The 23,420-nt window shown below is 69.8% G+C and carries 25 protein-coding genes; 14 read left to right on the forward strand and 11 right to left on the reverse strand.

What is annotated here, in order from left to right:
* Window positions 1-4 precede the first annotated feature (4 nt).
* From VNJ48_RS21815 to acs, 8 genes are all read left to right on the forward strand, one after another.
* Entirely contained in the window at window positions 5-862 is an 858-nt protein-coding gene (locus tag VNJ48_RS21815) for a class I SAM-dependent methyltransferase (protein WP_325605899.1), read from the forward strand.
* 119 nt (window positions 863-981) lie between these two features.
* The gene (locus tag VNJ48_RS21820; protein ID WP_325605900.1) at window positions 982-2,112 is read left to right on the forward strand and encodes a sensor histidine kinase; all 1,131 of its coding nucleotides are present in this window, start codon (window positions 982-984) and stop codon (window positions 2,110-2,112) included.
* 10 nt (window positions 2,113-2,122) lie between these two features.
* The gene (locus VNJ48_RS21825) at window positions 2,123-2,833 is read left to right on the forward strand and encodes a LytTR family DNA-binding domain-containing protein (protein WP_325605901.1); all 711 of its coding nucleotides are present in this window, start codon (window positions 2,123-2,125) and stop codon (window positions 2,831-2,833) included.
* Window positions 2,834-2,840: 7 nt separating this feature from the next.
* Window positions 2,841-3,212 (forward strand): hypothetical protein, encoded by a 372-nt coding sequence (locus tag VNJ48_RS21830; RefSeq protein WP_325605902.1) that lies wholly within the window; start codon window positions 2,841-2,843, stop codon window positions 3,210-3,212.
* Window positions 3,209-4,726 (forward strand): cation acetate symporter, encoded by a 1,518-nt coding sequence (locus tag VNJ48_RS21835; RefSeq protein ID WP_325605903.1) that lies wholly within the window; start codon window positions 3,209-3,211, stop codon window positions 4,724-4,726. Before VNJ48_RS21830 ends, VNJ48_RS21835 begins: the two co-directional genes overlap by 4 nt.
* A gap of 145 nt (window positions 4,727-4,871) precedes the next feature.
* Entirely contained in the window at window positions 4,872-5,240 is a 369-nt protein-coding gene (locus VNJ48_RS21840) for a DUF485 domain-containing protein (protein ID WP_325605904.1), read from the forward strand.
* Window positions 5,237-6,844, forward strand: a complete 1,608-nt coding sequence (locus VNJ48_RS21845) for a cation acetate symporter (RefSeq protein WP_325605905.1) — start codon at window positions 5,237-5,239, stop codon at window positions 6,842-6,844. The genes VNJ48_RS21840 and VNJ48_RS21845 overlap by 4 nt, the downstream gene beginning before the upstream one ends.
* A gap of 103 nt (window positions 6,845-6,947) precedes the next feature.
* A complete protein-coding gene (acs, locus tag VNJ48_RS21850) occupies window positions 6,948-8,945 on the forward strand; it encodes an acetate--CoA ligase (RefSeq protein ID WP_325605906.1) in 1,998 nt (665 codons plus the stop codon).
* Window positions 8,946-8,962: 17 nt separating this feature from the next.
* Here the strand turns inward: acs and nhaA are convergent, their stop codons facing one another.
* A complete protein-coding gene (nhaA, locus tag VNJ48_RS21855; RefSeq protein ID WP_325605907.1) occupies window positions 8,963-10,366 on the reverse strand; it encodes a Na+/H+ antiporter NhaA in 1,404 nt (467 codons plus the stop codon).
* A gap of 198 nt (window positions 10,367-10,564) precedes the next feature.
* Here nhaA and VNJ48_RS21860 point away from each other — a divergent pair, with 198 nt between their 5' ends.
* Entirely contained in the window at window positions 10,565-10,996 is a 432-nt protein-coding gene (locus VNJ48_RS21860) for a phage holin family protein (RefSeq protein ID WP_325605908.1), read from the forward strand.
* Here VNJ48_RS21860 and VNJ48_RS21865 read toward each other — a convergent pair whose 3' ends face one another.
* The 4 genes from VNJ48_RS21865 to nth are packed head-to-tail and all read right to left on the reverse strand — an operon-like array spanning window position 10,997 to window position 14,225.
* Window positions 10,997-12,172, reverse strand: a complete 1,176-nt coding sequence (locus VNJ48_RS21865) for a MarP family serine protease (protein WP_325605909.1) — start codon at window positions 12,170-12,172, stop codon at window positions 10,997-10,999. It lies immediately after the preceding gene.
* A 6-nt stretch (window positions 12,173-12,178) separates the two neighbouring features.
* Window positions 12,179-12,880: a CoA pyrophosphatase gene (locus tag VNJ48_RS21870; RefSeq protein ID WP_325605910.1), complete on the reverse strand. Its 702-nt coding sequence runs from the start codon at window positions 12,878-12,880 to the stop codon at window positions 12,179-12,181.
* The gene (locus VNJ48_RS21875; protein ID WP_325605911.1) at window positions 12,877-13,491 is read right to left on the reverse strand and encodes a TlpA disulfide reductase family protein; all 615 of its coding nucleotides are present in this window, start codon (window positions 13,489-13,491) and stop codon (window positions 12,877-12,879) included. The genes VNJ48_RS21870 and VNJ48_RS21875 overlap by 4 nt, the downstream gene beginning before the upstream one ends.
* Complete coding sequence (nth, locus tag VNJ48_RS21880) at window positions 13,488-14,225, reverse strand: endonuclease III (RefSeq protein WP_325605912.1); 738 nt, start codon at window positions 14,223-14,225, stop codon at window positions 13,488-13,490. Before nth ends, VNJ48_RS21875 begins: the two co-directional genes overlap by 4 nt.
* A 175-nt stretch (window positions 14,226-14,400) precedes the next feature.
* On the opposite strand from nth, the gene VNJ48_RS21885 reads away from it, so the two are divergent.
* Window positions 14,401-15,078, forward strand: coding sequence for a Crp/Fnr family transcriptional regulator (locus VNJ48_RS21885; protein WP_297733692.1), 678 nt, complete (start codon window positions 14,401-14,403; stop codon window positions 15,076-15,078).
* Here the strand turns inward: VNJ48_RS21885 and VNJ48_RS21890 are convergent.
* Window positions 15,041-15,931 carry a DMP19 family protein gene (locus VNJ48_RS21890; protein WP_325605913.1) on the reverse strand — a complete coding sequence of 297 codons (891 nt, stop codon included), beginning with the start codon at window positions 15,929-15,931 and terminating at the stop codon, window positions 15,041-15,043. The two genes, VNJ48_RS21885 and VNJ48_RS21890, sit on opposite strands and share 38 nt — an antisense overlap.
* 121 nt (window positions 15,932-16,052) lie before the next feature.
* On the opposite strand from VNJ48_RS21890, the gene VNJ48_RS21895 reads away from it, so the two are divergent.
* Both VNJ48_RS21895 and VNJ48_RS21900 read left to right on the forward strand, forming a co-directional pair.
* Entirely contained in the window at window positions 16,053-16,553 is a 501-nt protein-coding gene (locus VNJ48_RS21895; RefSeq protein ID WP_325605914.1) for a SigE family RNA polymerase sigma factor, read from the forward strand.
* Complete coding sequence (locus tag VNJ48_RS21900) at window positions 16,550-17,983, forward strand: WD40 repeat domain-containing protein (protein WP_325605915.1); 1,434 nt, start codon at window positions 16,550-16,552, stop codon at window positions 17,981-17,983. The genes VNJ48_RS21895 and VNJ48_RS21900 overlap by 4 nt, the downstream gene beginning before the upstream one ends.
* 158 nt (window positions 17,984-18,141) lie before the next feature.
* Here VNJ48_RS21900 and VNJ48_RS21905 read toward each other — a convergent pair whose 3' ends face one another.
* From VNJ48_RS21905 to VNJ48_RS21920, 4 genes are read right to left on the reverse strand one after another with little or no spacing between them, the layout of a single operon-like run.
* The gene (locus VNJ48_RS21905) at window positions 18,142-18,951 is read right to left on the reverse strand and encodes an MBL fold metallo-hydrolase (protein WP_325605916.1); all 810 of its coding nucleotides are present in this window, start codon (window positions 18,949-18,951) and stop codon (window positions 18,142-18,144) included.
* Complete coding sequence (locus VNJ48_RS21910; RefSeq protein ID WP_325605917.1) at window positions 18,948-19,805, reverse strand: NUDIX hydrolase; 858 nt, start codon at window positions 19,803-19,805, stop codon at window positions 18,948-18,950. Before VNJ48_RS21910 ends, VNJ48_RS21905 begins: the two co-directional genes overlap by 4 nt.
* A gap of 1 nt (window position 19,806) precedes the next feature.
* Window positions 19,807-20,268 carry a RidA family protein gene (locus VNJ48_RS21915; RefSeq protein ID WP_297733706.1) on the reverse strand — a complete coding sequence of 154 codons (462 nt, stop codon included), beginning with the start codon at window positions 20,266-20,268 and terminating at the stop codon, window positions 19,807-19,809.
* Window positions 20,268-20,429 (reverse strand): hypothetical protein, encoded by a 162-nt coding sequence (locus VNJ48_RS21920; protein ID WP_325605918.1) that lies wholly within the window; start codon window positions 20,427-20,429, stop codon window positions 20,268-20,270. Before VNJ48_RS21920 ends, VNJ48_RS21915 begins: the two co-directional genes overlap by 1 nt.
* 84 nt (window positions 20,430-20,513) lie before the next feature.
* Here VNJ48_RS21920 and VNJ48_RS21925 point away from each other — a divergent pair, with 84 nt between their 5' ends.
* Window positions 20,514-20,909, forward strand: a complete 396-nt coding sequence (locus VNJ48_RS21925; protein ID WP_325605919.1) for a low affinity iron permease family protein — start codon at window positions 20,514-20,516, stop codon at window positions 20,907-20,909.
* Between the two features lie 10 nt (window positions 20,910-20,919).
* On the opposite strand, the gene VNJ48_RS21930 is transcribed toward VNJ48_RS21925, so the two are convergent.
* Window positions 20,920-21,957, reverse strand: coding sequence for an LLM class flavin-dependent oxidoreductase (locus tag VNJ48_RS21930; RefSeq protein ID WP_325605920.1), 1,038 nt, complete (start codon window positions 21,955-21,957; stop codon window positions 20,920-20,922).
* A gap of 85 nt (window positions 21,958-22,042) precedes the next feature.
* Between VNJ48_RS21930 and VNJ48_RS21935 the strand changes: the two genes are divergently transcribed.
* Entirely contained in the window at window positions 22,043-23,404 is a 1,362-nt protein-coding gene (locus VNJ48_RS21935) for an MFS transporter (RefSeq protein WP_325605921.1), read from the forward strand.
* Window positions 23,405-23,420 lie beyond the last annotated feature (16 nt).

Genomic DNA, 23,420 nt, shown 5'->3' on the forward strand with positions numbered 1-23,420 from the left:
CCGGGTGACCGACGAGCAGCCCGACATGTTGCGTCTCTCCCAGTCCTTCGGCGCCGTCGCCGACGCCTACGACCGCGGCCGGCCGTCCTATCCGGCCGACGCGGTCGACTGGTTGCTCGACGGCGACGCCAAGGTCGTGCTGGAGCTGGGAGCCGGCACCGGCAAGCTGACGCGGGTGATGGTCGACGTGGGCCATGCGGTCTTCGCGACCGAGAAGGACCCCGCGATGCTGGCCGTGCTGCAGGAGCGGGTGCCGGAGGTCAGCGCCAAGGTCGCGGGCGCGGAGGAGATCCCCGCCAACGACCGCAGCGTCGACGTCGTCGTCGCAGCGCAGGCCTTCCACTGGTTCGACCACGAGCTGGCGCTGCCCGAGATGGCCCGCGTCCTGCGACCCGGCGGCCATGTCGCCCTGGTGTGGAACTCCTTCGACCAGCGCATCCCATGGGTCCGCAAGCTCGTCGAGGTCGCCGGCGAGTGGAGCGCGACATCAGGCGGCTCGCACGAGGTCCTCGCCGGCAGCGACCTCTTCGCCGAGGTCGAGAGCAAGACGTTCGCCTACTGGCAGGACGTCACCCGCGACACCCTCGTCGACATCGTCGCCTCGAGGTCCTACATCGCCTCCCTGCCGGAGGCCGAGCGCGAGGCCAAGCTCGATGCCGTGCGCTCGTTGTACGACGACTACGGCCGCGGCCACGACGGCATGCAGCTTCCCTACGTCGTCGAGTGCTTCCGGGCCAAGGTCATCGACCAGCGCGACTCCGCGGTGGAGGTGGCCGCCGCAGAAGGGTCGGACGCACCCCACGAGGACCGGTTCGTCTCCGACGGCACCGACACCGACATGCTGCTGATCGACTTCAAGTAGGCAGCCCACTCCTGGGGGATTCCCGCTGAGCACCAGACAGCGGTAGTTCACTGCCACCCAGTGACAGCGAACTACCGCAGTCGCAGATCGACGCTCGCGATCGGGGCTAGGTTGGCGCCATGATCAGCCGGCCGCGTCCCTGGCGCCGTACGCACCTCGGCACGGAGGCTGACCGCGCGACCTTCCGCACGCTCCACACCGCCTCGCTGGCCGCGCCTGCGCTCCGCGAGGGACTGAACGAGGACAGCGCCGAGCGCAGCCTGCGGCACCTCCGCGCACTCCTGGGCACACCGGCGGCTGCGCTGACCGACACCAGAGACGTCCTGGCCTGGGCCGGCATCGGACACCACCACGCCGCGGAGACCGCGCGTTTCATCGCCGACATGGGTGAGGATGCGCACACCCGGATCGCCGACATGGGCGTGTGCGCCGACTCCGGCTGTCCGGTCCGGCAGGTCATCATCAGTCCCCTCGTCGTGGAGGAGGTGCTCGCGGGCACCCTCGTCGTCGGCGCGCCGCACGCCACGGGCAGCCTCATCCGGGCCGCCAACGAGGTCGCGGCCTGGGTGTCCGGGCAGCTGGAGCTCGCCCGCCTCGACGACTCCCGCACCGCCCTGATGGAGGCGGAGGTCCGGGCGCTGCGGGCGCAGATCAGCCCGCACTTCATCTACAACTCGCTCGGCGCCATCGCCAGCTTCGTCCGCACCGACCCCGACCGCGCGCGCGAGCTGCTGCTGGAGTTCGCCGACTTCACCCGCTACTCCTTCCGCCGGCACGGCAACTACACGACCCTGGCCGAGGAGCTGCGCTCGGTGGAGCGCTATCTCCTGCTCGAGCAGGCTCGCTTCGGCGACCGGCTCGAGGTCACCCTCCAGATTGCGCCGGAGGTCTTGCCGGTCGCCGTCCCCTTCCTCTGCATCCAGCCGCTGGTCGAGAACGCCGTGCAACACGGACTCGAGGCCAGCGCCGACAAGCCCGACGGCATCGGTCGACTGACCATCGTGGCGCGCGACATGGACACCGACTGCGTCATCGAGGTCGAGGACGACGGCGCCGGCGAGGATCCCGAGCGCGTACGCCGAGCGCTCGCGGGCGATGCGTCCATGGACTCCGTCGGCCTCGGCAACGTGGACGCACGCCTGCGCAACACCTACGGCGACGACTACGGCCTCGTCGTGGAGACCGCGCTCGGCGCCGGCACGAAGGTGATCGTCCGCGTGCCGAAGTTCGCGCCGGGGGTCCATGTATGAAGGTGAAGGCATGACTCTCAAGGTCCTCGTCATCGACGACGAACGGCCCGCTCTGGACGAGCTGATCTTCCTGCTCCAGCGGGACCCGCGCGTGGGCGAGGTGCTCGGCTGCGGCTCGGCCACCGAGGCCCTCCGCCTGCTCCACGACCTGGAGGTCGACGCCGTGTTCCTCGACATCCAGATGCCGGGGCTCACCGGCCTCGACCTCGCCCAGGTGCTCTCGCGCTTCAAGTCACCTCCGCCGATCGTGTTCGTGACCGCCCACGAGGAACACGCGGTCGACGCCTTCGACCTCCACGCCGTCGACTACGTCCTCAAGCCGGTGCGCGAGGAGCGTCTTGCCGAGGCCGTACGCCGAGTGGTCACCGCCGGTGCGACGGTCCCGAGCGGCGACACCCAGATCGCGGTCGAACGAGGCGGGGTCACCAGGTTCATCGCGCGCAGCGACGTGACCCATGTCGAGGCGCAGGGCGACTACGCGCGGCTCCACACCGCCGGCGACTCACACCTCGTCCGTACGCCGCTCTCGACCCTCGCCCAGGAGTGGCGCGATGCTGGCTTCGTGCGCATCCACCGCTCGGTGCTGGTCTCACTCGCCCACGTCGCCGAGCTCCGCGTCGACGCAGGGAGGGTCAGCGTCGTGGTCGGTGAGCACGAGCTGCTGGTGAGCCGGCGGCACAGCCGCGAGCTGCGCGAGCTGCTGACCCGGCAGACCCGGTGACGGGCCCGTGAACGACATCCCGCGCGTCCGGGTGACCGGCCCGTCCCGCCGCCGCGCCTCGACCCATCGCTCGGGACGGCTGGAGATCGACGCCGGCACCGAGCTCGGTCGCGTCTTCATGCGCTCACTCCTGCGCGAGCAGCTGCGCCTGGCGTTGGGCATCCTCCTCCTGCTGGGCGTCACGGTCGGGGTGCTGCCGCTGGCCTTCTACCTCGCTCCGGACCTGGCCGGGGTCCTGGTCGGGCCGGTGCCGCTGGCCTGGCTGCTGCTCGGCGGCCTCGTCTATCCCTGGCTGCTGGTGCTCGGCTGGCTCTACGTCCGCCGGTCGGAGGCCAATGAGCGCGACTTTGCGGCCCTGGTCGAGGAGGTCGACAGGTGAACGAGGCGGTCCCCGGGGTCGTCGCTGTCATCGCCGTCACGGTCGCCACCCTCGCCATCAGCACGTGGGGGTTGCGCTTCTCCCGGACGACGAGCGACTTCTTCGTGGCCTCCCGCACCGTGCGCCCCGGGCTCAATGCCAGCGCGATCGGCGGCGAATACCTCTCGGCCGCCTCATTCCTCGGGATCGCTGGGCTGGTGCTCACCTTCGGCGCCGACATGCTCTGGTACCCGGTCGGCTGGACGGCCGGCTATCTCGTGCTGCTCGTGCTCGTGGCGGCTCCCCTGCGCCGCAGCGGCGCCTACACGCTCCCCGACTTCGCCGAGGCACGCCTCGGGTCCCGCGGGGTCCGATCGCTCTGCTCGTTGCTCGTGGTCGCGATCGGCTGGCTCTACCTCCTCCCGCAGTTCCAGGGCGCCGGGCTGACCCTGCAGGCCGCCATCAACGCGCCGCCGTGGGTCGGCCCGCTCGTGGTCTCCGTCGTGGTGCTCGTCAACGTCGGCTCCGGCGGCATGCGCAGCATCACCTTCGTCCAGGCGTTCCAGTACTGGCTCAAGCTCACCGCCCTGCTGCTGCCTGCGTGCGTGCTGCTCGCGATCTGGGCCGGCGACGGTGCCCCGAACCCGACCCTCGGCGGCGGGGCCGACGTGTGGTCCTACCCCCTCGGCGACGGCGGCGCCCAGGGCCTCTACGTCACCTACTCGCTCATCGTCGCCACGTTCCTCGGCACGATGGGCCTCCCGCACGTCGTGGTGCGCTTCTACACCAATCCCGATGGCCGGGCGGCTCGGCGTACGACGCTGGTGGTGCTCGCACTCCTCGGTGTCTTCTACCTCCTGCCCCCGATCTACGGCGCGCTCGGACGCATCTACGCCGCCGATCTCGCGGCGGCGGGCGGTTCGGACGTGCTGATCCTCGAGCTGCCGCGGCTCATGGTCGGCGGTCTGCTCGGCGAGGTCCTCACCGGCCTCGTCACGGCCGGCGCCTTCGCCGCCTTCCTCTCCACCTCCTCCGGGCTGGCCATCGCGGTGGCCGGAGTGCTCTCCCAGGACGTGACCGGCCGCCGGGTGGCCGGGCGGCGCCTCTCCGGCGTCGGCGCCTTCCGGGCGGGGGCGGCGGTGGCAGTTGTCGTGCCCGCCCTGGTGTCGGTCTCGGCTTCCGACGTCGGCGTGGCCCAGACCGTGGGGCTCGCCTTCGCCGTCGCAGCCTCGACCTTCTGCCCGTTGCTGCTGCTCGGGATCTGGTGGCGGGGGCTGACCCCGGCCGGGGCGATCGCGGGGCTGGCCGTGGGCGGGCTGGGCTCGGGGCTGGCGGTCGGATGGACGCTGGTGACCTCGGGGACGACCGGCTGGGTCGCGATCCTCCTGGGGCAGCCCGCAGCGTGGAGCGTCCCCTCGGCCCTGGCGACCATGGTGGTCGTCAGCCGGCTGACGCGCGGATCTGTCCCGTCCCATGCCGGCCGCTTCATGGTCCGCCTCCACACGCCCGAGGCCGTCGACCTGCAACGCGGCTGACCGTTCGTCGCCTGCAGGCGACCGTTCACCGATTCGAGCGGGCCGCCCGGCGACGTACTCACGCGTCACTCTCGCGGGCGCTCACGCCGGGATGCCACGGTGACGCCGATCACACCCGTGACCTGCCCACATGAAGGGACCTCTCGTGAGCACCGATTCCCACGACCAGGCCGCGCGCCACGACCCGGTCTACGACCGGCTCCACGCGACGCCTGAGTTCAACGAGCTCCGCAAGCGCTATCGGGGGTTCGTCATCCCCGCCACCGTGGCGTTCCTCGCCTGGTATCTCCTCTATGTCGTCATGTCGAACTGGGCCTCCGGGTTCATGAACACCAAGCTTTTCGGCAACATCAACGTGGCCCTGGTCTTCGGCCTCCTCCAGTTCGCCACGACCTTCGGGCTGGCGTTCCTCTACAGCCGCTACTCCAACGCCAAGCTCGACCCACTGGCTCGCGAGCTCGAACAGGCGTACATCGACCAGGTCGGTACCGACGGACAGCGAGGCCAGCAATGAGTGACCAGGTCCTGACCAGCGTTCTCTTCCTCACCGTCGTCGCGCTGACGGTGGCCATCACCTTCTGGGCGAGCCGGCAGACCAAGACCGCGGCCGACTTCTACTCCGGTGGCCGCTCCTTCTCCGGCTTCCAGAACGGTCTCGCCATCGGCGGCGACTACATGTCCGCGGCGTCGTTCCTCGGCATCTCGGGCGCCATCGCCCTCTTCGGCTACGACGGCTTCCTCTACTCCATCGGCTTCCTCGTTGCCTGGCTGGTGGCACTGCTCCTCGTCGCGGAGATGCTGCGCAACGCGGGGCGCTACACGATGGCCGACCAGCTCGCCTTCCGCATGCGGCAGCGTCCGGTGCGTACGGCAGCCTCGATCTCGACGGTGGTCGTCTCGATCTTCTACCTGCTCGCCCAGATGGTCGGTGCCGGCACGCTCGTCGCCCTGCTCCTCGGGGTCGACAGCGAGGCGATCAAGAACCTCACCATCGTCGGTGTCGGCGCCCTGATGATCTTCTACGTCGTCGTCGGCGGCATGAAGGGCACGACGTACGTCCAGATCGTCAAGGCCGTCCTGCTCATGGTCGGCTCCGCGCTGATCGTGATCCTCGTGCTGGCCAAGTTCGACTTCAACCTCTCCGCCCTCCTCGGCGCAGCGGCTGACAACTCGGGCAAGGGCGACGCGTTCCTGCAGCCCGGCCTCCAGTACGGCGCAACGCTGACCTCGCAGATCGACTTCCTGTCCCTCGGCCTGGCCCTGGTGCTCGGAACTGCCGGTCTCCCGCACATCCTCATCCGCTTCTACACCGTGCCGACTGCACGGGACGCGCGGAAGTCGGTGCTCTGGGCGATCGGCCTGATCGGGGCGTTCTACCTGATGACGCTGGTGCTGGGCTTCGGTGCTGCTGCGCTGCTCGACCGCGACGTCATCGACCCTGCCGCGGGTGGCAACCAGAACCTCGCCTCCCCGCTGCTCGCAGAAGAAATCGGCGGTGGAGCTGGCTCCACGGGTGGGGCCATCCTGCTGGCGCTGATCGCGGCGGTGGCGTTCGCCACCATCCTTGCCGTGGTCGCTGGGCTGACGCTGGCGAGCTCGTCGTCGGTGGCGCACGACCTCTACAAGGGAGTCATCAAGAAGGACAAGCCCGTCACGGAGAAGGAGGAGGTCCGGGTCGCCCGGATCGCCGCCTTCGCGATCGGTGCCGTCGCCATCGCGCTGTCCATCCCGGCGCAGCGGCTCAACATCGCCTTCCTCGTGGCCCTGGCCTTCGCGGTGGCGGCGTCGGCGAACCTGCCGGCGATCATCTACAACATGTTCTGGCGGCGCTTCAACACCCGCGGTGCCACGTGGAGCATCTACGGCGGACTGATCGCCGCGGTCGGCCTGGTGATGTTCTCGCCGGTGATGTCGGGCGCCCCGACCTCGCTGTTCCCGGACGCGAACTTCCAGTGGTTCCCGCTCAACAACCCGGGCATCGTGTCGATCCCGCTGGGCTTCCTGCTCGGCTTCCTCGGCACGATCAGCAGCAAGGAGCCCGAGGCGGAGGAGCGCTTCACCGAGCTCGAGGTCCGTGCCCTGACCGGCGCCGGCGCCGAGGGTCCTTCGCACCACTGATCACCCGTTGATTCACCGCAGCCGAGTCGAGTGATGAGCTCCGTGGCAGATGGAGCCACCTCATCACTCGACTCGGCGCATTTACGTTGAGAGAGTGAGAGACATGTCCGAAACCCTGTCCAACCTCGCCCGTGAAGAACGTCGCTTCGAGCCGCCGGCCGACCTGGCCGCCAACGCCAACGTGAAGGAGGAGGCCTACGAGCGGGCCGCCTCGGACAACGAGGCCTTCTGGGCCGAGGCCGCCGAGCGTCTCGACTGGGGCCAGAAGTGGGACCAGGTCCTCGACTGGTCCAACCCTCCCTTCGCCAAGTGGTTCGTCGGCGGGACCATCAACGCGGCCGTCAACTGTGTCGACCGGCACGTGGAGGCGGGCCGGGGCGACAAGGTCGCCCTCCACTGGGTCGGCGAGCCGGCGGACGACGCGCGCGACATCACCTACTCAGACCTCAAGGACGAGGTCTGCCGGGCCGCCAACGCCCTGACCGACCTCGGGGTGCGCAAGGGCGACCGGGTCGCGATCTACATGCCGATGATCCCCGAGGTCGTGGTCGCGATGCTGGCCTGCGCCCGCCTCGGCGCTCCCCACACGGTCGTGTTCGGCGGCTTCTCCGCCGACGCCCTCGCCTCCCGGGTGATCGACTGCGAGGCCAAGGTGATCGTCACTGCCGACGGCGGCTACCGCCGCGGGGCGCCCAGCGCGCTGAAGCCGGCCGTGGACGAGGCCGTCAGCAAGGTCGCTGCCGACGGTGGGGATCACGTCGTGGAGAAGGTCCTCGTCGTACGCCGCACGGGTCAAGACCTCGGTGACGGCTGGGACGCCGACCGGGACGTCTGGTGGCACGACGTCGTCGATGCAGCCTCGTCCGAGCACGAGCCCGAGATGCACGACTCCGAACATCCGCTCTACGTCATGTACACGTCCGGCACCACGGGCAAGCCCAAGGGCATCCTGCACACCACCGGTGGCTACCTCACCGGGACGTCGTACACGCACTGGGCGGTCTTCGACCTGAAGCCCGGGACGGACGTCTTCTGGTGCACCGCCGACGTCGGGTGGGTGACCGGCCACTCCTACATGGTCTACGGCCCGCTCGCCAACGGCGCGACCCAGGTGATGTACGAAGGCACGCCTGACTCGCCGCACAAGGGCCGGTGGTGGGAGATCATCGCGAAGTACGGCGTCACGATCTTCTACACCGCGCCGACCGCCATCCGGACCTTCATGAAGTGGGGCGACAACTTCCCCGCCGACCACGACCTGTCCTCGATCCGGCTGCTGGGCTCGGTCGGGGAGTCGATCAACCCCGAGGCCTATGTCTGGTACCGCAAGCACATCGGGGCCGAGAAGGCGCCGATCGTCGACACCTGGTGGCAGACCGAGACCGGGCAGATGATGATCAGCCCGCTGCCGGGCGTGACCGCCGGCAAGCCCGGATCGGCGATGAAGGCCCTGCCGGGCATCTCGGTCGACGTGGTCAACGACGAGGCCCAACCGGTCGGCAACGGCAACGGCGGCTACCTCGTGATCCGCCAGCCCTGGCCGGCGATGCTCCGCACGTTGTGGGGCGACGACCAGCGGTTCATCGACACCTACTGGTCGCGCTGGGAGGGTCTCTACTTCGCCGGCGACGGCGCCAAGCTCGACGACGACGGCGACATCTGGCTCCTCGGCCGGGTCGACGACGTCATGAACGTCTCCGGCCACCGCCTCTCGACCACTGAGATCGAGTCGGCGCTGGTCTCGCACCCCAAGGTCGCCGAGGCGGCCGTGGTCGGTGCCGCCGACGAGATGACCGGTCAGGCCGTCTGCGCGTTCGTGATCCTGCGCGACGAGTTCACACAGGACGGCGGCACTGGGTCAACCGAAGGCATCGTCGAGGAGCTGCGCAAGCACGTGCAGAAGGAGATCGGCGCGATCGCCAAGCCCCGCCAGATCATGATCGTCCCCGAGCTGCCCAAGACCCGGTCGGGCAAGATCATGCGCCGGCTGCTCAAGGACGTCGCGGAGCACCGCGAGGTGGGCGACGTGACCACGCTCGCCGACTCGACGGTGATGGACATGATCAAGACGAAGGAGGACTCCTCCGCCACTGAGGAGTGAGTGCGCCCGGGCGCCGACTAGGTGACGGCTTCCTCCGCCGCGTCCTCGTCGGCGTCCTCGTCGGCGTCCTCGCTCGCGCCGTCGGTGGCGAGGAGGAGCACCACGACGCCGACCAGGGCTGCGACCACGGACGCGACGATGATCCCGATCTTCGCGTCGTCGGTCAGCGCCTGGGACTCGGGGAACGACAGCCCGGCGATGAAGAGGGACACGGTGAACCCGATGCCCGCGATGGCGCCGAGCCCCGTGATCATGGCCCAGCTGGTCCGGTCGGGCAGTCGGCCGAGGCCCAGCTTCACCGCGATGAAGGACGCCAGCACGATCCCGAGCGGCTTGCCCAGCACCAGCCCGCCGATGATCCCCAGGGAGACTGGTGACGTCACCGCTTCGCCGAAGCCGTCGAGGGACACCCCCGCGTTTGCCAGGGCGAAGAGCGGCAGGGCGACGTACGCCGACAGCGGGTGCAGCGTGGTTTGCAACCGTTCGACCATCGGCACCGACTCGGCGATCAGGAACCGCAGCCGCCCGAGCTCGTCGGGGTCCAGGTGTTGGTCGGCGAGAGCCGTGCGGGCGTAGCTGCGCGCGACGTCCTCGTTCAGCAGCGCCCTGGCCGGCGTGATCAGTCCGATCGCCACCCCCGCCAGGGTGGCGTGGACGCCTGACTGGAACAGGGCGAACCACAGGACGACCCCGATGCCGATGTAGGCCGGCACCGACCAGACCCGGAGTTTCCGCAGGACGATCATCACTCCGAGCAGCGCGATCGCGAGCGCCAGCCACCACAGGTCGAGCTCGTCGGTGTAGAACACTGCGATCACGATGATCGCGCCGATGTCGTCGACGATCGCCAGGGTCAGCAGGAAGAGCCGCGCGGCGGAGGGGATCCGGCGTCCGAGCAGACCGATCACCCCGACGGCGAAGGCGATGTCGGTCGCCATCGGGATGCCCCAACCGCGACCGGCCTCACCGAAGCCGGTCACCGCGATGTAGATCGCGGCCGGGACCACCATGCCGCCGATGGCGGCGACGATCGGCAGGGCGGCGGTCTTCGGGTCGCGGAGGTCACCGCTGACGAGCTCGTACTTGATCTCGAGACCGACCACGAAGAAGAAGATCACCATCAAGGCGTCGTTGACCCAGTGCTGGAGCGTCTGCTCGATCCCCACGCTGCCGAAGTCGATGCCGAGCGGGGTGTGCCAGAAGGTGTCGTACGACGACGCAACCGGACTGTTCGCCCACAGCAGGGCGATGGCGGCGGCCAGCAGGAGCAGGACCGAGCCCGCCGTCTCGACCCGGAGGAACTCACGGATGGGCCTCGCCACGAGCCGGGCCAGCGGCTTGTTGCTTGCGAGGTAGGACGGCCCGGCCTTCCAGACGTCGTCGTCAGCGATGTCGGAGGACCCGTGGGGGGTGATGGGCATGGCCGGCTGGCGCCTTTCGGGTCGGGGAACTGCACCTCCGCGGCCAGCTGCGCCACGGGCCGACCAGACTTCCCGGCTCACCTGCGACCAGCCTATCGGCCCGTGGCGGGAGGCGGGAGCGGCAGGCGCGCTTGTGTAGGGTCGAGTTCACCAGCGCGCGACGTACACGCGCCACCCGAAACGCGTGAGGACCTGCAGATGGCAACCGTTCAGGCCAAGCCGACATCCGTTCCGGCCACCCCCACCGACAGGGGCGCCGAGCCCACGATCGGCGGCCTCGTCATCGACGCCAGCCGCGACATCTCGACGCTCATCTCCAAGGAGATCCAGCTCGCGAAGTCGGAGCTCAAGGTCAGCGTCAAGCACGGTGGCGTGGGCATCGGCCTCTTCGCCGGCGCCGCCTTCATCGGTCTCCTCGCCGTCATCATGCTCTCGATCGCGATCGCCTACTTCCTGTCCATGACCGGTCTGCACCTCGCTTGGTGCTTCCTGATCGTCTTCGGCCTCTACCTCCTCCTTGCCGGGCTCCTCGCCCTCATCGGGCTCAGGCAGGTCAAGCAGGTCAAGGCTCCCGAGCGGGCGATGGCCCAGGGCAAGCAGATCCCGGACGCCCTGCGCGGTCGCGCCTGATCAGCCTGCGCATTCCCCGGTGTCGACCTCGGTCGACGAGGTGACACCGAGGGCGGCGCTCTCGGCGATCTGCTCGGCCGTCAGCGCATAGCCGGTCTCCGGGTCCGTGACGGACGCCGCGAAGATGAGTCCGACCACGTCGCCGGCCGAGTTGACGATCGGTCCGCCCGAGTTGCCCTGGCGGATCTGCGCGCGCAGGGAGAAGACGTCGCGGAGCACGGTCCCCTCGCCGTAGATGTCGGGCGAACGCAGGCGCTGTTGGGACCGGATCCGCCCGGTCTGCACGTCGTAGGGACCGTCCAGTGGATAGCCGAGGACGGCGACACCGTCGGAGGCCGCTGCCTGCTTGTCGAAGACGAGGTGGGGCAGGTCGGCGTCGTCGAGCGCCAGGACCGCCACGTCGATCTCGGGGTCATAGACCACGACGGTCGCCGGCACGCTCGACCCGTTGATCTCGACCTCCGGGTCGTCCACACCGGCGACGACGTGCGCGTTGGTCATCAACCGGCCCGGTGAGTACAGGAAGCCACTGCCCTCGACCCCGCTGCCGCAGTTGTTGCTGCCGCGGACCTTGAGCACGCTCGGCTGGGCGTCGCTCACGTCGGGGTCGGTGAGCAGCCGTCGTGGCCCCGGCCCGACCTCGACGATCCGCTCCGGCGCGAAGGGTTCGAGGTAGCGCGGGAAGAAGGTGGTGCCGACCACGTTGTTGAAGGCGGCGAGGACCTCCGAGGCCTGGTCGGGGAGGACCTCGTCGACCTCGGAGAGCACGGTCGACTCACGCACGATCGGGGTGATCGCACCGATCCGGGAGCCGGAGATCGCCACGCCGAGCGCCCACGCGACCAGCAGCACTGCCACCCCGCTCAGCGCCGCCCCGCCGACGGCGTCGACGGCGCGGATGGGTTGCCACTTGATGCGCGCCCGCAGCCGGGAGCCGACGTACTGCAGCAGCGCCTGGCCGACCGAGGCCGAGAGGATGACGATGAACAGCGCTCCGAGCGAGACCCACAGCGAGGGCTCGGCGTCACCGAGGGCGATCGGGGCGACCCACACGCCGAAGAGGCCGCCGAGCAGCAGCCCCGCGGTGGCGAAGGCGCCGGTGACGAAGCCCTGCCAGTACCCCGAGAGGGCGTAGACGCCCACGAGTGCCACCAGGCACCAGTCGAGGATGTTCACGCGTGGCTACTCCTCGAACCTGGTGTTCGGCCGCGTCGGCGCGGTCGGTGTGGGATCACCTTGCAGCATGTGGTCGGGCAGGTCACGCATCCGCGCGGTGTCCCACTCGCCCGACCAACCGAGGAAGTCGAAGAGCCGGGCGATGATCCCGGCGGTGAAGCCCCACAGGATGACGTCGCGCCCGGGCCCGATCAGGAAACCGGGGCCGAGCCAGCCGGAGGGATGACGCACGGTGATCCGGCTCTCGGGATCCAGCAGCTCGTCGATGGCGACGTGGTGGATCGCATGCACCTCGTCGGTGCTGACCACGTGGACGTGGCCACGCTCGCGCCAATATCCCAGCACCGGGGTCACGGCGAAGTTGGACGGTGGCAGCCACAGCTCGGGCAGCTCACCGAACACCTCTATCTCGGCTGGGTCGAGCCCGATCTCCTCCTCCGCCTCCCGCAGCGCCGCCTCGACGGCGGACTCCCCGGGGTCGATCGTGCCGCCGGGGAAGGAGACCTGCCCCGGGTGCGACCGCATGTGGTGGGCGCGCTCGGTGAGCACCAGCTCGCCCCTGCCGTCGCCGTCGAGGTCGGCGAACAGCATGAGCACGGCGCCGCGCCGGGCATCGCTGCCCTCGGGGGGCATGAACCGCGTCAGCTCGTGGACCGTGATCGCCTCCGCGCCCTGCGCCACCGGCGCCAGCCAGCCGGGCAGGCTCACAGCACGCTCTCCCCGAGGTGCTCCTCGACCAGGTCGACCAGCTCCTCGATCGAGTCGACACCACCGACGCTGGCGTGTGCGACCTTGCCGTCCGCGTCGATGAACAGGAAGAAGGGCAAACCACGCACCGCGGGAACCCCGCCCGCCCCGTTGAGGCTGCCGCCGGGATCCGCGACGGATGGGTAGGTCACGCCAGTCTTCGCAGCCAGCTCGAGCGCAGCCTCGGGATGGACGTCCTGATAGTCGATCCCAAGTACGCCGACGCGCTCGCCGTACTTCTGGTGGAACTCCTCAAGGACCGGCATCTCCTTGATGCACGGACCGCAGAACGCCTGCCACAGGTTGATGACCAACGGGCCGCGCAGGGAGCTCATCGTCACTGTCTGACCACCGCCCAGGCACGGCAGGTCAATTGCCGGCAAACCCTCCGACGACTCGCCCTCGCCGGTTCCTGGTCGGCAATCGACCATCCCGGTCCTCGCCTTGGCCTTGCGCAGTGCCGGAGAGTCGACCACGACGTTCGAGGCCGGCGTTGTCTGCGGGTCTCGCACGGATGCGCAACCACCCAGCACGAGCACCAGGGCGAGCGCGAGGGCGATCCTGCGGATCACGCCGGTCCCTGGGTCGTCACGAGTTTCTCGGCCTCGATCGGATCGGTCGGGCCCGCGCCGAACGACGGGCACAGCCGTGCGACCGGGCAGGCACCGCACGCAGGCTTCTTGGCATGGCAGCGGCGGCGGCCGTGCCAGATCAGGTGGTGGGAGAGCGGTGTCCAGTCGCGACGGGGGAACAGCGCGCCGATCGCGTGCTCGACCTTGACCGGGTCGGTCTCCTCGGTCCACCCGAGACGGCGCACGAGCCGGCCGAAGTGCGTGTCGACGGTGATGCCGGGGACGTCGAAGGCGTTGCCCAGGACGACGTTGGCGGTCTTGCGGCCCACGCCCGGCAGGGTCACGAGGTCGTCGAGCCGGCCGGGGACCTGCCCGTCGTAGCGCTCGACGAGCGCCTGGCTGAGCTTGAGGAGCGACTCGGTCTTGGCCCGGAAGAACCCGAGCGGGCCGATGATCTGCTCGAGGTGCTCGCGCGAGGCCCCCGCCATCGCCGTCGGGTCGGGATAGACGGCGAAGAGGGTGGGGCGGACCGCATTGACGCGCCGGTCCGTGGTCTGGGCGCTGAGCACCGTCACGACGAGCAGCTGGAACGGGTCGTCGAAGTCGAGCTCGCAGTGGGCGTCGGGGTAGGTCTCGGCGAGGATCCGGTTGACCTTGCGGGCTCGGCGCACGAGTGCGGTGTCCGGCGGGGTCACGGGCAGGCTCGCTCGGGGCGCGGTAGGTCGGGCGGACACACGGGCAGCCTACGACCCACCGCCGACAGGCCCTCGGGGCGCTCAGATGTGGTCTGATGGACACCTCGCTCCCGTGTGACACAGACCACGGCTAGGATTCCCACACCCGGCGCCGAGGGCATCGGGTGAGTTTTCATGGCCAGGACCAGAGCAGGCCCAGAGTTGGAGGACACCGGTGGACAACGACGTGTTGCGTCAGGCCCCGCTCTTCAGTGCGCTCGACGACGAGGCGGCCACCGCGCTGCGCAACTCGATGAGTGAGTCCAAGCTACGTCGAGGCGACGTGCTGTTCAGCGAGGGCGATTCGGGCGACAAGCTCTACATCGTCCTCGACGGCAAGGTGAAGCTCGGCCGCTCCGCCACCGACGGCCGCGAGAACCTGCTGGCGATCATGGGTCCCGGTCAGATGTTCGGCGAGCTGTCGCTCTTCGACCCAGGCCCGCGCTCGGCGACCGTCACCGCGGTCACGGACGCCACCTTCGCCTCGCTGTCCCACGAAGACCTCCTCCGCTGGCTCGACGGCCGCCCGATCGTCGCCCGCGGCCTGCTCTCCCAGCTGGCTGCCCGGCTGCGCAAGTCCAACGACGTCGTGGCCGACCTCGTTTTCTCCGACGTCCCGGGACGCGTGGCCAAGGCGCTGCTCGATCTCGCCGACCGGTTCGGCCGCACCGCCGACGACGGCGTCCACGTCCACCACGACCTCACGCAGGAGGAGCTCGCTCAGCTGGTCGGCGCCTCCCGCGAGACGGTCAACAAGGCGCTGGCCGACTTCGCATCGCGCGGCTGGGTCCGGCTGGAGCCGCGCTCGGTCGTGATCATGGACGTCGAGCGCCTGTCCCGCCGAGCGCGCTGAGTCCGAGACGGACGCGCTGGGCCACGCTCCGCCGCCGCTTCATCGTCGCGACCAGCGAACCGTCGGCCTCGTCGTACATCAACGCCTTCACGCCCGTGTCGACCATGTAGAAGTGCCGGTCGGTGGTGTCGAGGAAGTGCCAGGCCACCGTTTCCGAGCCCTTGTGGACGTGGCTCGGGTCGCCTGCGGTGATGACACCGAGCTCCACGCCGGCGATCGTGCACAGGTCGCGAATCGTCCGCTCGTAGTCAGGCATGTTCTCCTCGTGGAAGCGGCGCGCCTTCTCCCGTCGGCGCTCCAGCTCGGCAGGGTCGATCTCGGCCGCACGCGCGTCGATCCACCCGACGAGCTCGGCTTGCGGCACCAGCGTCAGCGTCGGTCGGCTGAGCAGCCAGGAGGCCATGAGGTCGGTGAGGTTCTCGTGCTCGGCCAGCTCGTAGAACGCGTCATCGGCAGCGTCCAGGTCGATGCCGCTGTCGCCCTCGCTCCGGAGGTAGGCCTCCCGCTCTGCTGCGGGCAGGGAGTCGATGGCGCCGATCGTGCGGTCGAAGATCTCGGCATGCCGGGGCGCCCCGATCGCACGAAGGCCCTGACCCAGCCGTGGGACCACGGTCCTGGGGAGCTGGGAGTTGAAGAGGAACTGGTCGTGGCCCCCGTTGTTGACCTCGGCGAGGTAGTAGTCGACGTAGTACGCCGCCAACGCGTCCTGGCTGATCTCGTCCTCATCGAGGAACTTCTCGACGAGGGCATTGACGACCGTGACGTTCGAGTAGACGGTCGACGCTGAGTCTTCGGCGGCTTCCTCCGCCGCGATCGCCAGTGGGAGGGCTGTCTTCATGGGATCGTCGCTCACGGCCGGAATGTTATTGCCGGTGACGAGGGCCAAGGTCACCGCCTACGCCTGAAGATGTTCGGCCCGACCACCACCCGAGCCGGGGGTCGCGTGCGTCGTACAAGGTGAGAGGAGGTGCCCCGTGGCCGACCGGCCTGATCGTGGAGCGTTCGACGAGTTCGTCCACGCCCGCAGCGGCGCCCTGGCGCGCACGGCCTTCCTCCTCACCGGCAACCACCACACGGCTGAGGACCTGGTCCAGCACGCGCTGCTCCAGACCGCCCGCCACTGGGAGGGCATCTCCACCTCGCCCGAGGCCTACGCCCGCCGCGTGATGTATCACCAGAACATCTCCTGGTGGCGCAAGCGCCGCTTCGCCGAGACCACTCTCGGGGCGTACGACGCAAGCCACCCCTCCCCTGACAGCGACCTGCGGCTGACGCTGGACGCCGCGCTCGCCCAGCTGACCCCGAAGCAGCGGACCGTCCTCGTGCTGCGCTTCTTCGAGGACCTCACCGAGGTGCAGACCGCTCAGGCCATCGGCATCTCGGTCAGCACCGTGAAGTCCACGACCCGCAACGCCCTCGCGCGCCTGCGCGTCCTCGCGCCTGACCTCGCCGACCTCCAGGTGGTGGACCGATGAGTCTTCACGATCAGCTCCAGCAGCTCGCCGACACCGCGCCCCGGCCGGCCATCGACCACGCCGTCTGGGACCGCGGGCGTGCGCTGCGCCGCCGCGACCGGATCGTCACGTCTGCTGTTGTGCTGGCCATCGTGGTGATCCTCGGCGGGTTCGTCGCGGTCGTGACCGGTCCGCCCCGGGCCTTCGCGCCGGCCGGCGACACCGTGCCGGAGGGGGCGATCCCGAGCCGGATCTACACGGATGTGCCCGAGGACCTGGTCGAGGGACCGGACCCGACGGACGGCGAGGTCAGCTGGTCGGACGAGGTTGCCGAGGAGGATCTCGCGATCGGCCAGGCATCCGCTGCGTTCGCGGCTCGCGCTGGGTCGTTGCCAGTGGTCATCGGGGCGAAGGACGGGGCTTATCACCACCTGGACCTGCCGGGTTGGCTCGGGGTCTCCCGGATCACCCAGCTAGGTGTGCCGTCGGGTCTCGCGCTGAGTCCGGACGGCACCCAGCTCGCCTATGCCTGGTGGGACGCGACGGATCCGGAGGACGCGTCGATGCCTGGGGGCGTCCGGGTCGTTGAGCTTGCGTCTGGGGAGATCCGGACGGTTACTTTGAAGGGTGGCAACGGCATCCATGTCCGGGCAATCTCCTGGTCGCCCGACAGCCGCTGGCTCGCATGGGCAGGTGTGGACACGGCTGCTGAATTGCGCCCCGGGGGTTACAGCACGAAGGTGGGCGGTCGCATCGGACCCGGGGCGTCAATCAGCGCGACGGTCCCGGTGGGGTCGAATGTTCAAGGAGCCGTCGCTGTCACCAACTCCGGCACGTTGGTCTTCGCCGGCGGCGAGCGGGTGACAGTGACGGCGGAGGGAACCACCAGCAAGTACCGAGTGGACAGGGACCTGATGGCAGAGCGGGTCGCGACCGCATCTCCGGACGGGTCGGTCGCCATCGGGTCGTTCGCCGCCTCCGACGTTGCCGTGTTCCTCGACCCCGAGACCGGGGTGGTGACGCCGCGCGAGCTCGCCAAGGACCTCGAGCGCTACCCCAACGGAGCGTACGTGCAGCCCCTCGGGTGGCCGACCTCCGACCTGGTCCTGTCCATGGTCAACCCAGCCGGCCGTGACGAGCTCAGCTCGTCCGGCAACTCCGAGCTGATCGTGATGACGTCTCCGTCGCGCTCCGAGGACGTGTGGACCTACCGGGTCGTCGGCACTGTTGATGATGAGTCGTTCAATGACGCACTGTCCCTCTCCGTCGCCGTCGACCTGATCCCCGACCTCGACGGCACGTCCAGCCAGGAGCTCACCCACGACTTCGGTGAGCCCGACTGGCCGGGGCAGCGCGACATCTCCTGGATCATCGGCCTCGGCGTGGCCGCCGGGCTGAGCGTGCTCTACGGCCTGCGGTGGGTGTGGCGTCGCCGTACGCGCCTCACCTGACCCATCACATCGTCGGACGCAAGCAGGGACGTCCGACGATCCGGCGGCCGGGGCAGCCGCTTCGTCGGACGTCCTGGGCGCGGCAACGCGGCGGCGTCGCGATGGGACACCAGGACCACGCTCAGCGGTCGAGCGCCGACCGACGTGTGTCCGCGTGTCTACGCGCGGGCATCCGTCAGGTGGGCCAGCTGCGCGCGGACCGACAGCTCGGCGGCGCCCCACAGGACCGGGTCGACGTCGGCGTAGACGATCTCGACGATCGCGCGGGGCAGGTCCTCGTGCGGGAAAGGCTCTCCGTCACGCGCCCGGGCGTGGAGGGTCCGCAGCGCGTCCCTCACCTGGTCGAGGCGCGTACGCCGATGGGCGATGTAGTGGTCCAGGGCACCCAGCGCGTCGTCGATGACCGGCCCGTGACCCGGCCAGATGGAGGTGATCCCCTGCGCGGAGCAGAGCGCGTGCAACCGGTCGAGCGAGTCGAGGTAGGCCCCCAGCGACCCGTCGGGGTGCGCGACGACGGTCGTCCCGCGGCCGAGCACGGTGTCCCCGGTGAGCACCGCGGACTCCGAGGGCACGACGAACGACAGCGAGTCGGCCGTGTGGCCGGGCGTGGCGAGGACGTGCACCTCGAGCTCACCGACGGTGACGACGTCCCCGCCGGCGAGCCCTTCGGAGCCGAGGCGACAGGCAGGATCGAGAGCGCGTACGCCGCACCCATGACGCTCGGCGAAGGTGCGCGCAGCCTCCGAGTGATCGGCGTGGTGGTGGGTCAGCAGCACGCCGACCACGTCCCCGCCGACCGCGGAGATGGCCTCGAGGTGCGACTCGATGGCGGGGCCGGGATCGATCACCATCGACTGAGAACCCGAGGAGAGCACCCAGGTGTTGGTGCCGTCGAGCGTCATGAAGTTGGCGTTGGGGGCCAGCACGCACGTGGCCGAGCTCCCGAAGGTCCCACCCGCCCAAGTCATCGTGCGTCCAGCAAGGCCTCGTACGCAGGGGGTGTCGAGAGCACGAAGCCCTCACCCGTGGAGACGATCTCGGGGGTGAATATCTCGACGGCGCGACCCGACGCGGCTCGGTGCGCAGCCTCGGCCGTCGTGTGCTGGCCGACGTCCAGGCAGGTGAGGAAGGTCGGCGGCATCATCATCATCTTTCCCGCCTCGACAGCGGCGACTGCCTCAAGCGGCTGCATCCACGTCACCGACGACGACTCGCTCGAGACGTCACGCGTCGTCTGGGAGCCCGGGAGCATCGCCACGAAGAACCACGTGCGGTAGCGCCTGGGCTCGAAGACGGGTGTCAGCCAGCCGGACCACGCTCCCAGCAGGTCCGTCCGCAGGACCAGGCCGCGGCGGACGAGGAAGTCGGTCATCGACAGCTCACGCGTCTCCAGCGCGACCCGGTCGGCCTCCCAGTCCTCGCCCGTGGTGTCCTCGACGACTCTGTCGGCCGAGGGTCCGGCCAACAGAACGCCCGACTCCTCGAAGGTCTCCCGCACCGCTGCGCAGACCAGCGCCCGAGCCAGCGCGGGTTCGCACCCCAACGTGGTGGCCCACTCCTCGACCGACGGACCGGCCCACGCCACATCCTCGGAGAAGTCGCGGGGGTCCACCCCACCCCCGGGGAAGACGCACATGCCACCCGCGAAGGCCATCGTCGTCTGCCGGCGGAGGAGGTAGACCTCGAGTCCGGGCGACCCGTCGCGCAACAGGATGACCGTGGCAGCATTGCGCGGCTCGGCGGGCGCTGCCTCACCGGCGGCGTAGGCGTGAGCCTGGTCGATCAGGGACTGCGGCAACGGAGGGCGCCTCAGTGCGGACACGTCAGCCCGCGACCTCGACGATGAGCTCGACCTCGACGGCGACGTCGAGAGGCAGCACAGCGACCCCGACGGCCGAGCGGGCGTGGCGACCGGCGTCGCCGAAGACCTCACCGAGGAACTCCGAGGCACCGTTGGCGATCTTCGCCTGGTTGGTGAAGTCGGGCGTCGACGCCACGAAGACCGTCGCCTTGACGATCCTGGTGATCTGGTCGAGCGAGCCGATCTCGGCCTTGATCGCCGCCAGCGCGTTGAGCGCGCACTGGCGGGCGCACTCATAGCCCTGCTCCTCGGTGACCGAGCCGCCCACCTTGCCGACCGCGATCATCTCGCCGTCGCGCGCCGGCAGCTGGCCGGCGGTGTAGACGAGGTTGCCGGTCCGCAGTGCGGGGACGTATGCCGCAAGCGGGGGCACCACCTCGGGGATCGTGATCCCCATCGACTCGAGCTTCGCCTCGGCGCCCATCAGGAAGCCCCACCCTTCGGACGCTTGAGGAAGGCCACGAGACCGCCCTGCGCGTTGGTGTGGATCGCGACGAGCTCCCAGCCGTCCTGGCCGAAGTTGTTGAGCATGAGCGCTTCGTTGTGGAGCGGGATCGGCGCCACCTGATATTCCCAAACAGTCATGCGGCTGACCCTACTGCGACCCGGGCGGGCGTCCACCCCAGGCTGACGCCAGACCCCAGAACCGCACCCCGCTAACCTCCGGGGATGGAACGCAACGACACCGTCGAGGACCGCCGCTCGGACACCGGCCGCAATCCCTTTGAGAAGTTCGTCGACGCGATCAACGTCCGCGTCAGCCGAGCCCCGTTCTTCGGGGTCATCCTCATCGCCATTGCCCTGTGGGCCCTGAGCAAGCCGCTGTGGTCGAGCACGACGAAGTGGGAGCTGGCGCTCCACACCGGCTCCGCGATCTTGTCGCTGCTGCTGCTCGTCCTGCTCGAGAACGCCGGGCGCCGCAGCCAGGAATCCGCTCAGGAGAAGCTGAACGTGCTCGCGGAGGCATTGTCCGACCTGATGGCGCACCAGGCCGGCGACTCAGAGGAGATGCGTGCCTCAGTGGAGAAGCTGCGCGAGGCGGTCGGGCTCGAGGAGCGCCACTGAGCCGGGCTCTCTAGGCCGCGAGCAGCCTCAGCGTCTCCTCGCGGGCCGGTACGGCGTCCCGGTCGGTCCCGGCGTGCGCGCCGGCGACCGGGTGCACCATCACCTCGTCGACCCCGAAGTCACTCGCCAGCGCCTCGATGCGCGCCCGTGCGGAGATCGGCTCGTCCACGATCCAGCGCGTCAGCATTGCCGCGACCATGCCCTGGTGTGCCGCTGCCACCGGCGTCGCCTCGGCGTCCTCGACCAGTCGTTGGAAGGACAGCGGACCGCCAGTCCTCAGCGCGACCATCGCCTGCGCCTGCGGCAGGGCCAGGCGGCGTGCCGCCTCCACGGTCGGGGCCACGGCAGCGTTCACGGTGAGGAAGGTGCGCGGCTCCGGATGGTCGGCTGAGGGCTTGTACGTCGATCGGTAGAGCTCGAGCGCCTCGGACGTGCCATGACCGGCGAAGTGGTGGGCGAAGACATAGGGCAGCCCGCGGTCCGCGGCGAGGCGGGCCGAGTAGTCGGAGGAGCCGAGCAGCCAGATCGTCGGCACGCTGCCGGCCAGTGGGGTGGCGCGCAGGGGCTGGCGGCGCCCACCGACGGTCATCTCGACGCCGTCCGGGTGCATGAGCGTGGCCACGTCCTCGACGTACTGGGGGAACTTCGTGACTGCGTCATCGGCGGCTGATGTGGCCCCACCGCGCAGCACGTAGCGGGTCAGCATGTCGGTGCCGGGCGCGCGCCCGATCCCGAGGTCGATGCGTCCCGGGAAGGCGGCCTCCAGCAGCGCGAACTGCTCGGCCACGACGAGCGGCTCATGGTTGGGCAGCATCACGCCCCCCGACCCCACCCGGATGCGCGACGTCGCTGCGGCGAGCAGGGCGATCAACACAGGCGGGTTGGTCGCCGCCACAGCCGGCATGTTGTGGTGCTCGGCGACCCAATAGCGGCGGTAGCCGAGCTCGTCGGCCACCTTCGCCAGCGATCGGGACGCAGCCACCGCATCGGCGGACGTCTGGTCGGTGCGCACCGGCACCAGGTCGAGGACGGAGAGCGCAGGGGTCACGCCCAGCCCAACGACGAGATCTGCCCACTATTCCTGTTTGACCTCACGTCCACCTGAGCTTTTAGCGTCTGCCATCGTGACAGTGATGACCGAGACCGAGCCCAGGACCGGGACCCGCGAGCGCCTGCTCAGCCCGACGTATGCCGCCGTGACGGTCGGCATGTTCGCGCTGATCGGCTTCGTCGCGTTCGAGGCGATGGCCGTGACCACCGTGATGCCGACCGTCGCTCGCGACCTGGACGGCGAGGACCTCTTCGCGCTGAGCTTCGCGGCGCCCCTCGCCAGCGGGGTCATCGGCATGGTCGCGGCCGGGATGTGGAGCGACCGCCGCGGCCCAGTGGCGCCGCTCCTCTGGTCGATGGTGCTCTTCTCGCTCGGCCTGCTGATCTGTGCAGCGGCACCCACCATGGAGATCCTGGTCGGGGGACGCCTGGTCCAGGGACTCGGTGGCGGAGCCCTCATCGTCGGTCTCTACGTCCTGGTCGGGCTCGTCTTCCCGCCGCGCCTGCAGCCCGCGATCTTCGCCAGCTTCGCCGCTGCCTGGGTCCTGCCGGCCCTCTTCGGCCCCGCGCTGGCCGCCTTCATCTCCGACACCGTCGGGTGGCGCTGGGTCTTCGGCGGTGCTGTGATCTTCGTGGCAGCCGCCGCCGTCCTGATCGCACCCTCGTTGCGCGGACGTCGCACGGACGTCGACGTCGAGGCGTCCGGTGCGGGTCCGCTCATCTGGGCCACGGTGGGCGCGGTCGCCGTACTCGCCCTCGAGCTCCTCGGCTCCGCACGCGGCGTCCTCGGACTCGGTGCCATCGGTGCGCTCGTCCTCGTCGTGCTCGCCCTCCGGCGGCTGCTTCCCGCCGGCACGCTCACCGGAGCGCGCGGCCTGCCGTCGGTGATCGCCACCCGCGGGCTGATGAGCGCAGGCTTCTTCTGTGCCGAGGCCTACATCGTCTACGTGCTGCAGTCGCAGTGGGGACTGACACCGGGGCGAGCCGGCATCGCGCTGACCCTCGTCGGGGTGACGTGGGCGGCGGCCAGCCAGGTGCAGGCCCGACTCGGCGACCGGATCTCCCACGTGCGGGCGATGGAGGTCGGGTCGGTGCTGCTGCTCCTGGGAGTGCTGGCCCTGGCCCTGACGGTCTGGCTCGACGGACCTGCGGTGCTCGCCGGCGCCACCTACGTCCTCGCCGGTGCCGGGATGGGTCTGGGCTACCCCCGCACCAGCGTGGCCATGCTCGACGCCTCCACCGACGGCGACCGGGGCTCCAACTCGGCCGCGTTGTCGATCGCCGACTCGCTGGGCGCAGCTCTGGCGCTGTCGATCTCGGGGGTCGTGTTCGCCGTGGCCGAGCGCGAGGGAGCCAATCCGTTCCTGTCGGTCTTCGTCTTCGCCGTCGGCCTCGGGGTGCTCGGCGTGGTCACCTCGCGCCGGACGGCGCCTGTCCGTACGTGACGAAACCGGCACAGTC

The organism is Nocardioides sp., from assembly GCF_035576065.1.
In the GTDB taxonomy this organism is placed as follows: Bacteria; Actinomycetota; Actinomycetes; order Propionibacteriales; family Nocardioidaceae; genus Nocardioides.

Coding starts and splice junctions, on each gene's coding strand:
- VNJ48_RS21825 (WP_325605901.1), top strand. CDS start 2,123: ATGACTCTCAAGGTCCTCGTCATCGACGACGAACGGCCCGCTCTGGAC.
- VNJ48_RS21905 (WP_325605916.1), bottom strand. CDS start 18,951: ATGACTTGGGCGGGTGGGACCTTCGGGAGCTCGGCCACGTGCGTGCTG.
- VNJ48_RS21900 (WP_325605915.1), top strand. CDS start 16,550: ATGAGTCTTCACGATCAGCTCCAGCAGCTCGCCGACACCGCGCCCCGG.
- VNJ48_RS21920 (WP_325605918.1), bottom strand. CDS start 20,429: ATGACTGTTTGGGAATATCAGGTGGCGCCGATCCCGCTCCACAACGAA.
- VNJ48_RS21925 (WP_325605919.1), top strand. CDS start 20,514: ATGGAACGCAACGACACCGTCGAGGACCGCCGCTCGGACACCGGCCGC.
- VNJ48_RS21935 (WP_325605921.1), top strand. CDS start 22,043: ATGACCGAGACCGAGCCCAGGACCGGGACCCGCGAGCGCCTGCTCAGC.
- VNJ48_RS21915 (WP_297733706.1), bottom strand. CDS start 20,268: ATGGGCGCCGAGGCGAAGCTCGAGTCGATGGGGATCACGATCCCCGAG.
- VNJ48_RS21820 (WP_325605900.1), top strand. CDS start 982: ATGATCAGCCGGCCGCGTCCCTGGCGCCGTACGCACCTCGGCACGGAG.
- nhaA (WP_325605907.1), bottom strand. CDS start 10,366: ATGCCCATCACCCCCCACGGGTCCTCCGACATCGCTGACGACGACGTC.
- acs (WP_325605906.1), top strand. CDS start 6,948: ATGTCCGAAACCCTGTCCAACCTCGCCCGTGAAGAACGTCGCTTCGAG.
- VNJ48_RS21845 (WP_325605905.1), top strand. CDS start 5,237: ATGAGTGACCAGGTCCTGACCAGCGTTCTCTTCCTCACCGTCGTCGCG.
- VNJ48_RS21860 (WP_325605908.1), top strand. CDS start 10,565: ATGGCAACCGTTCAGGCCAAGCCGACATCCGTTCCGGCCACCCCCACC.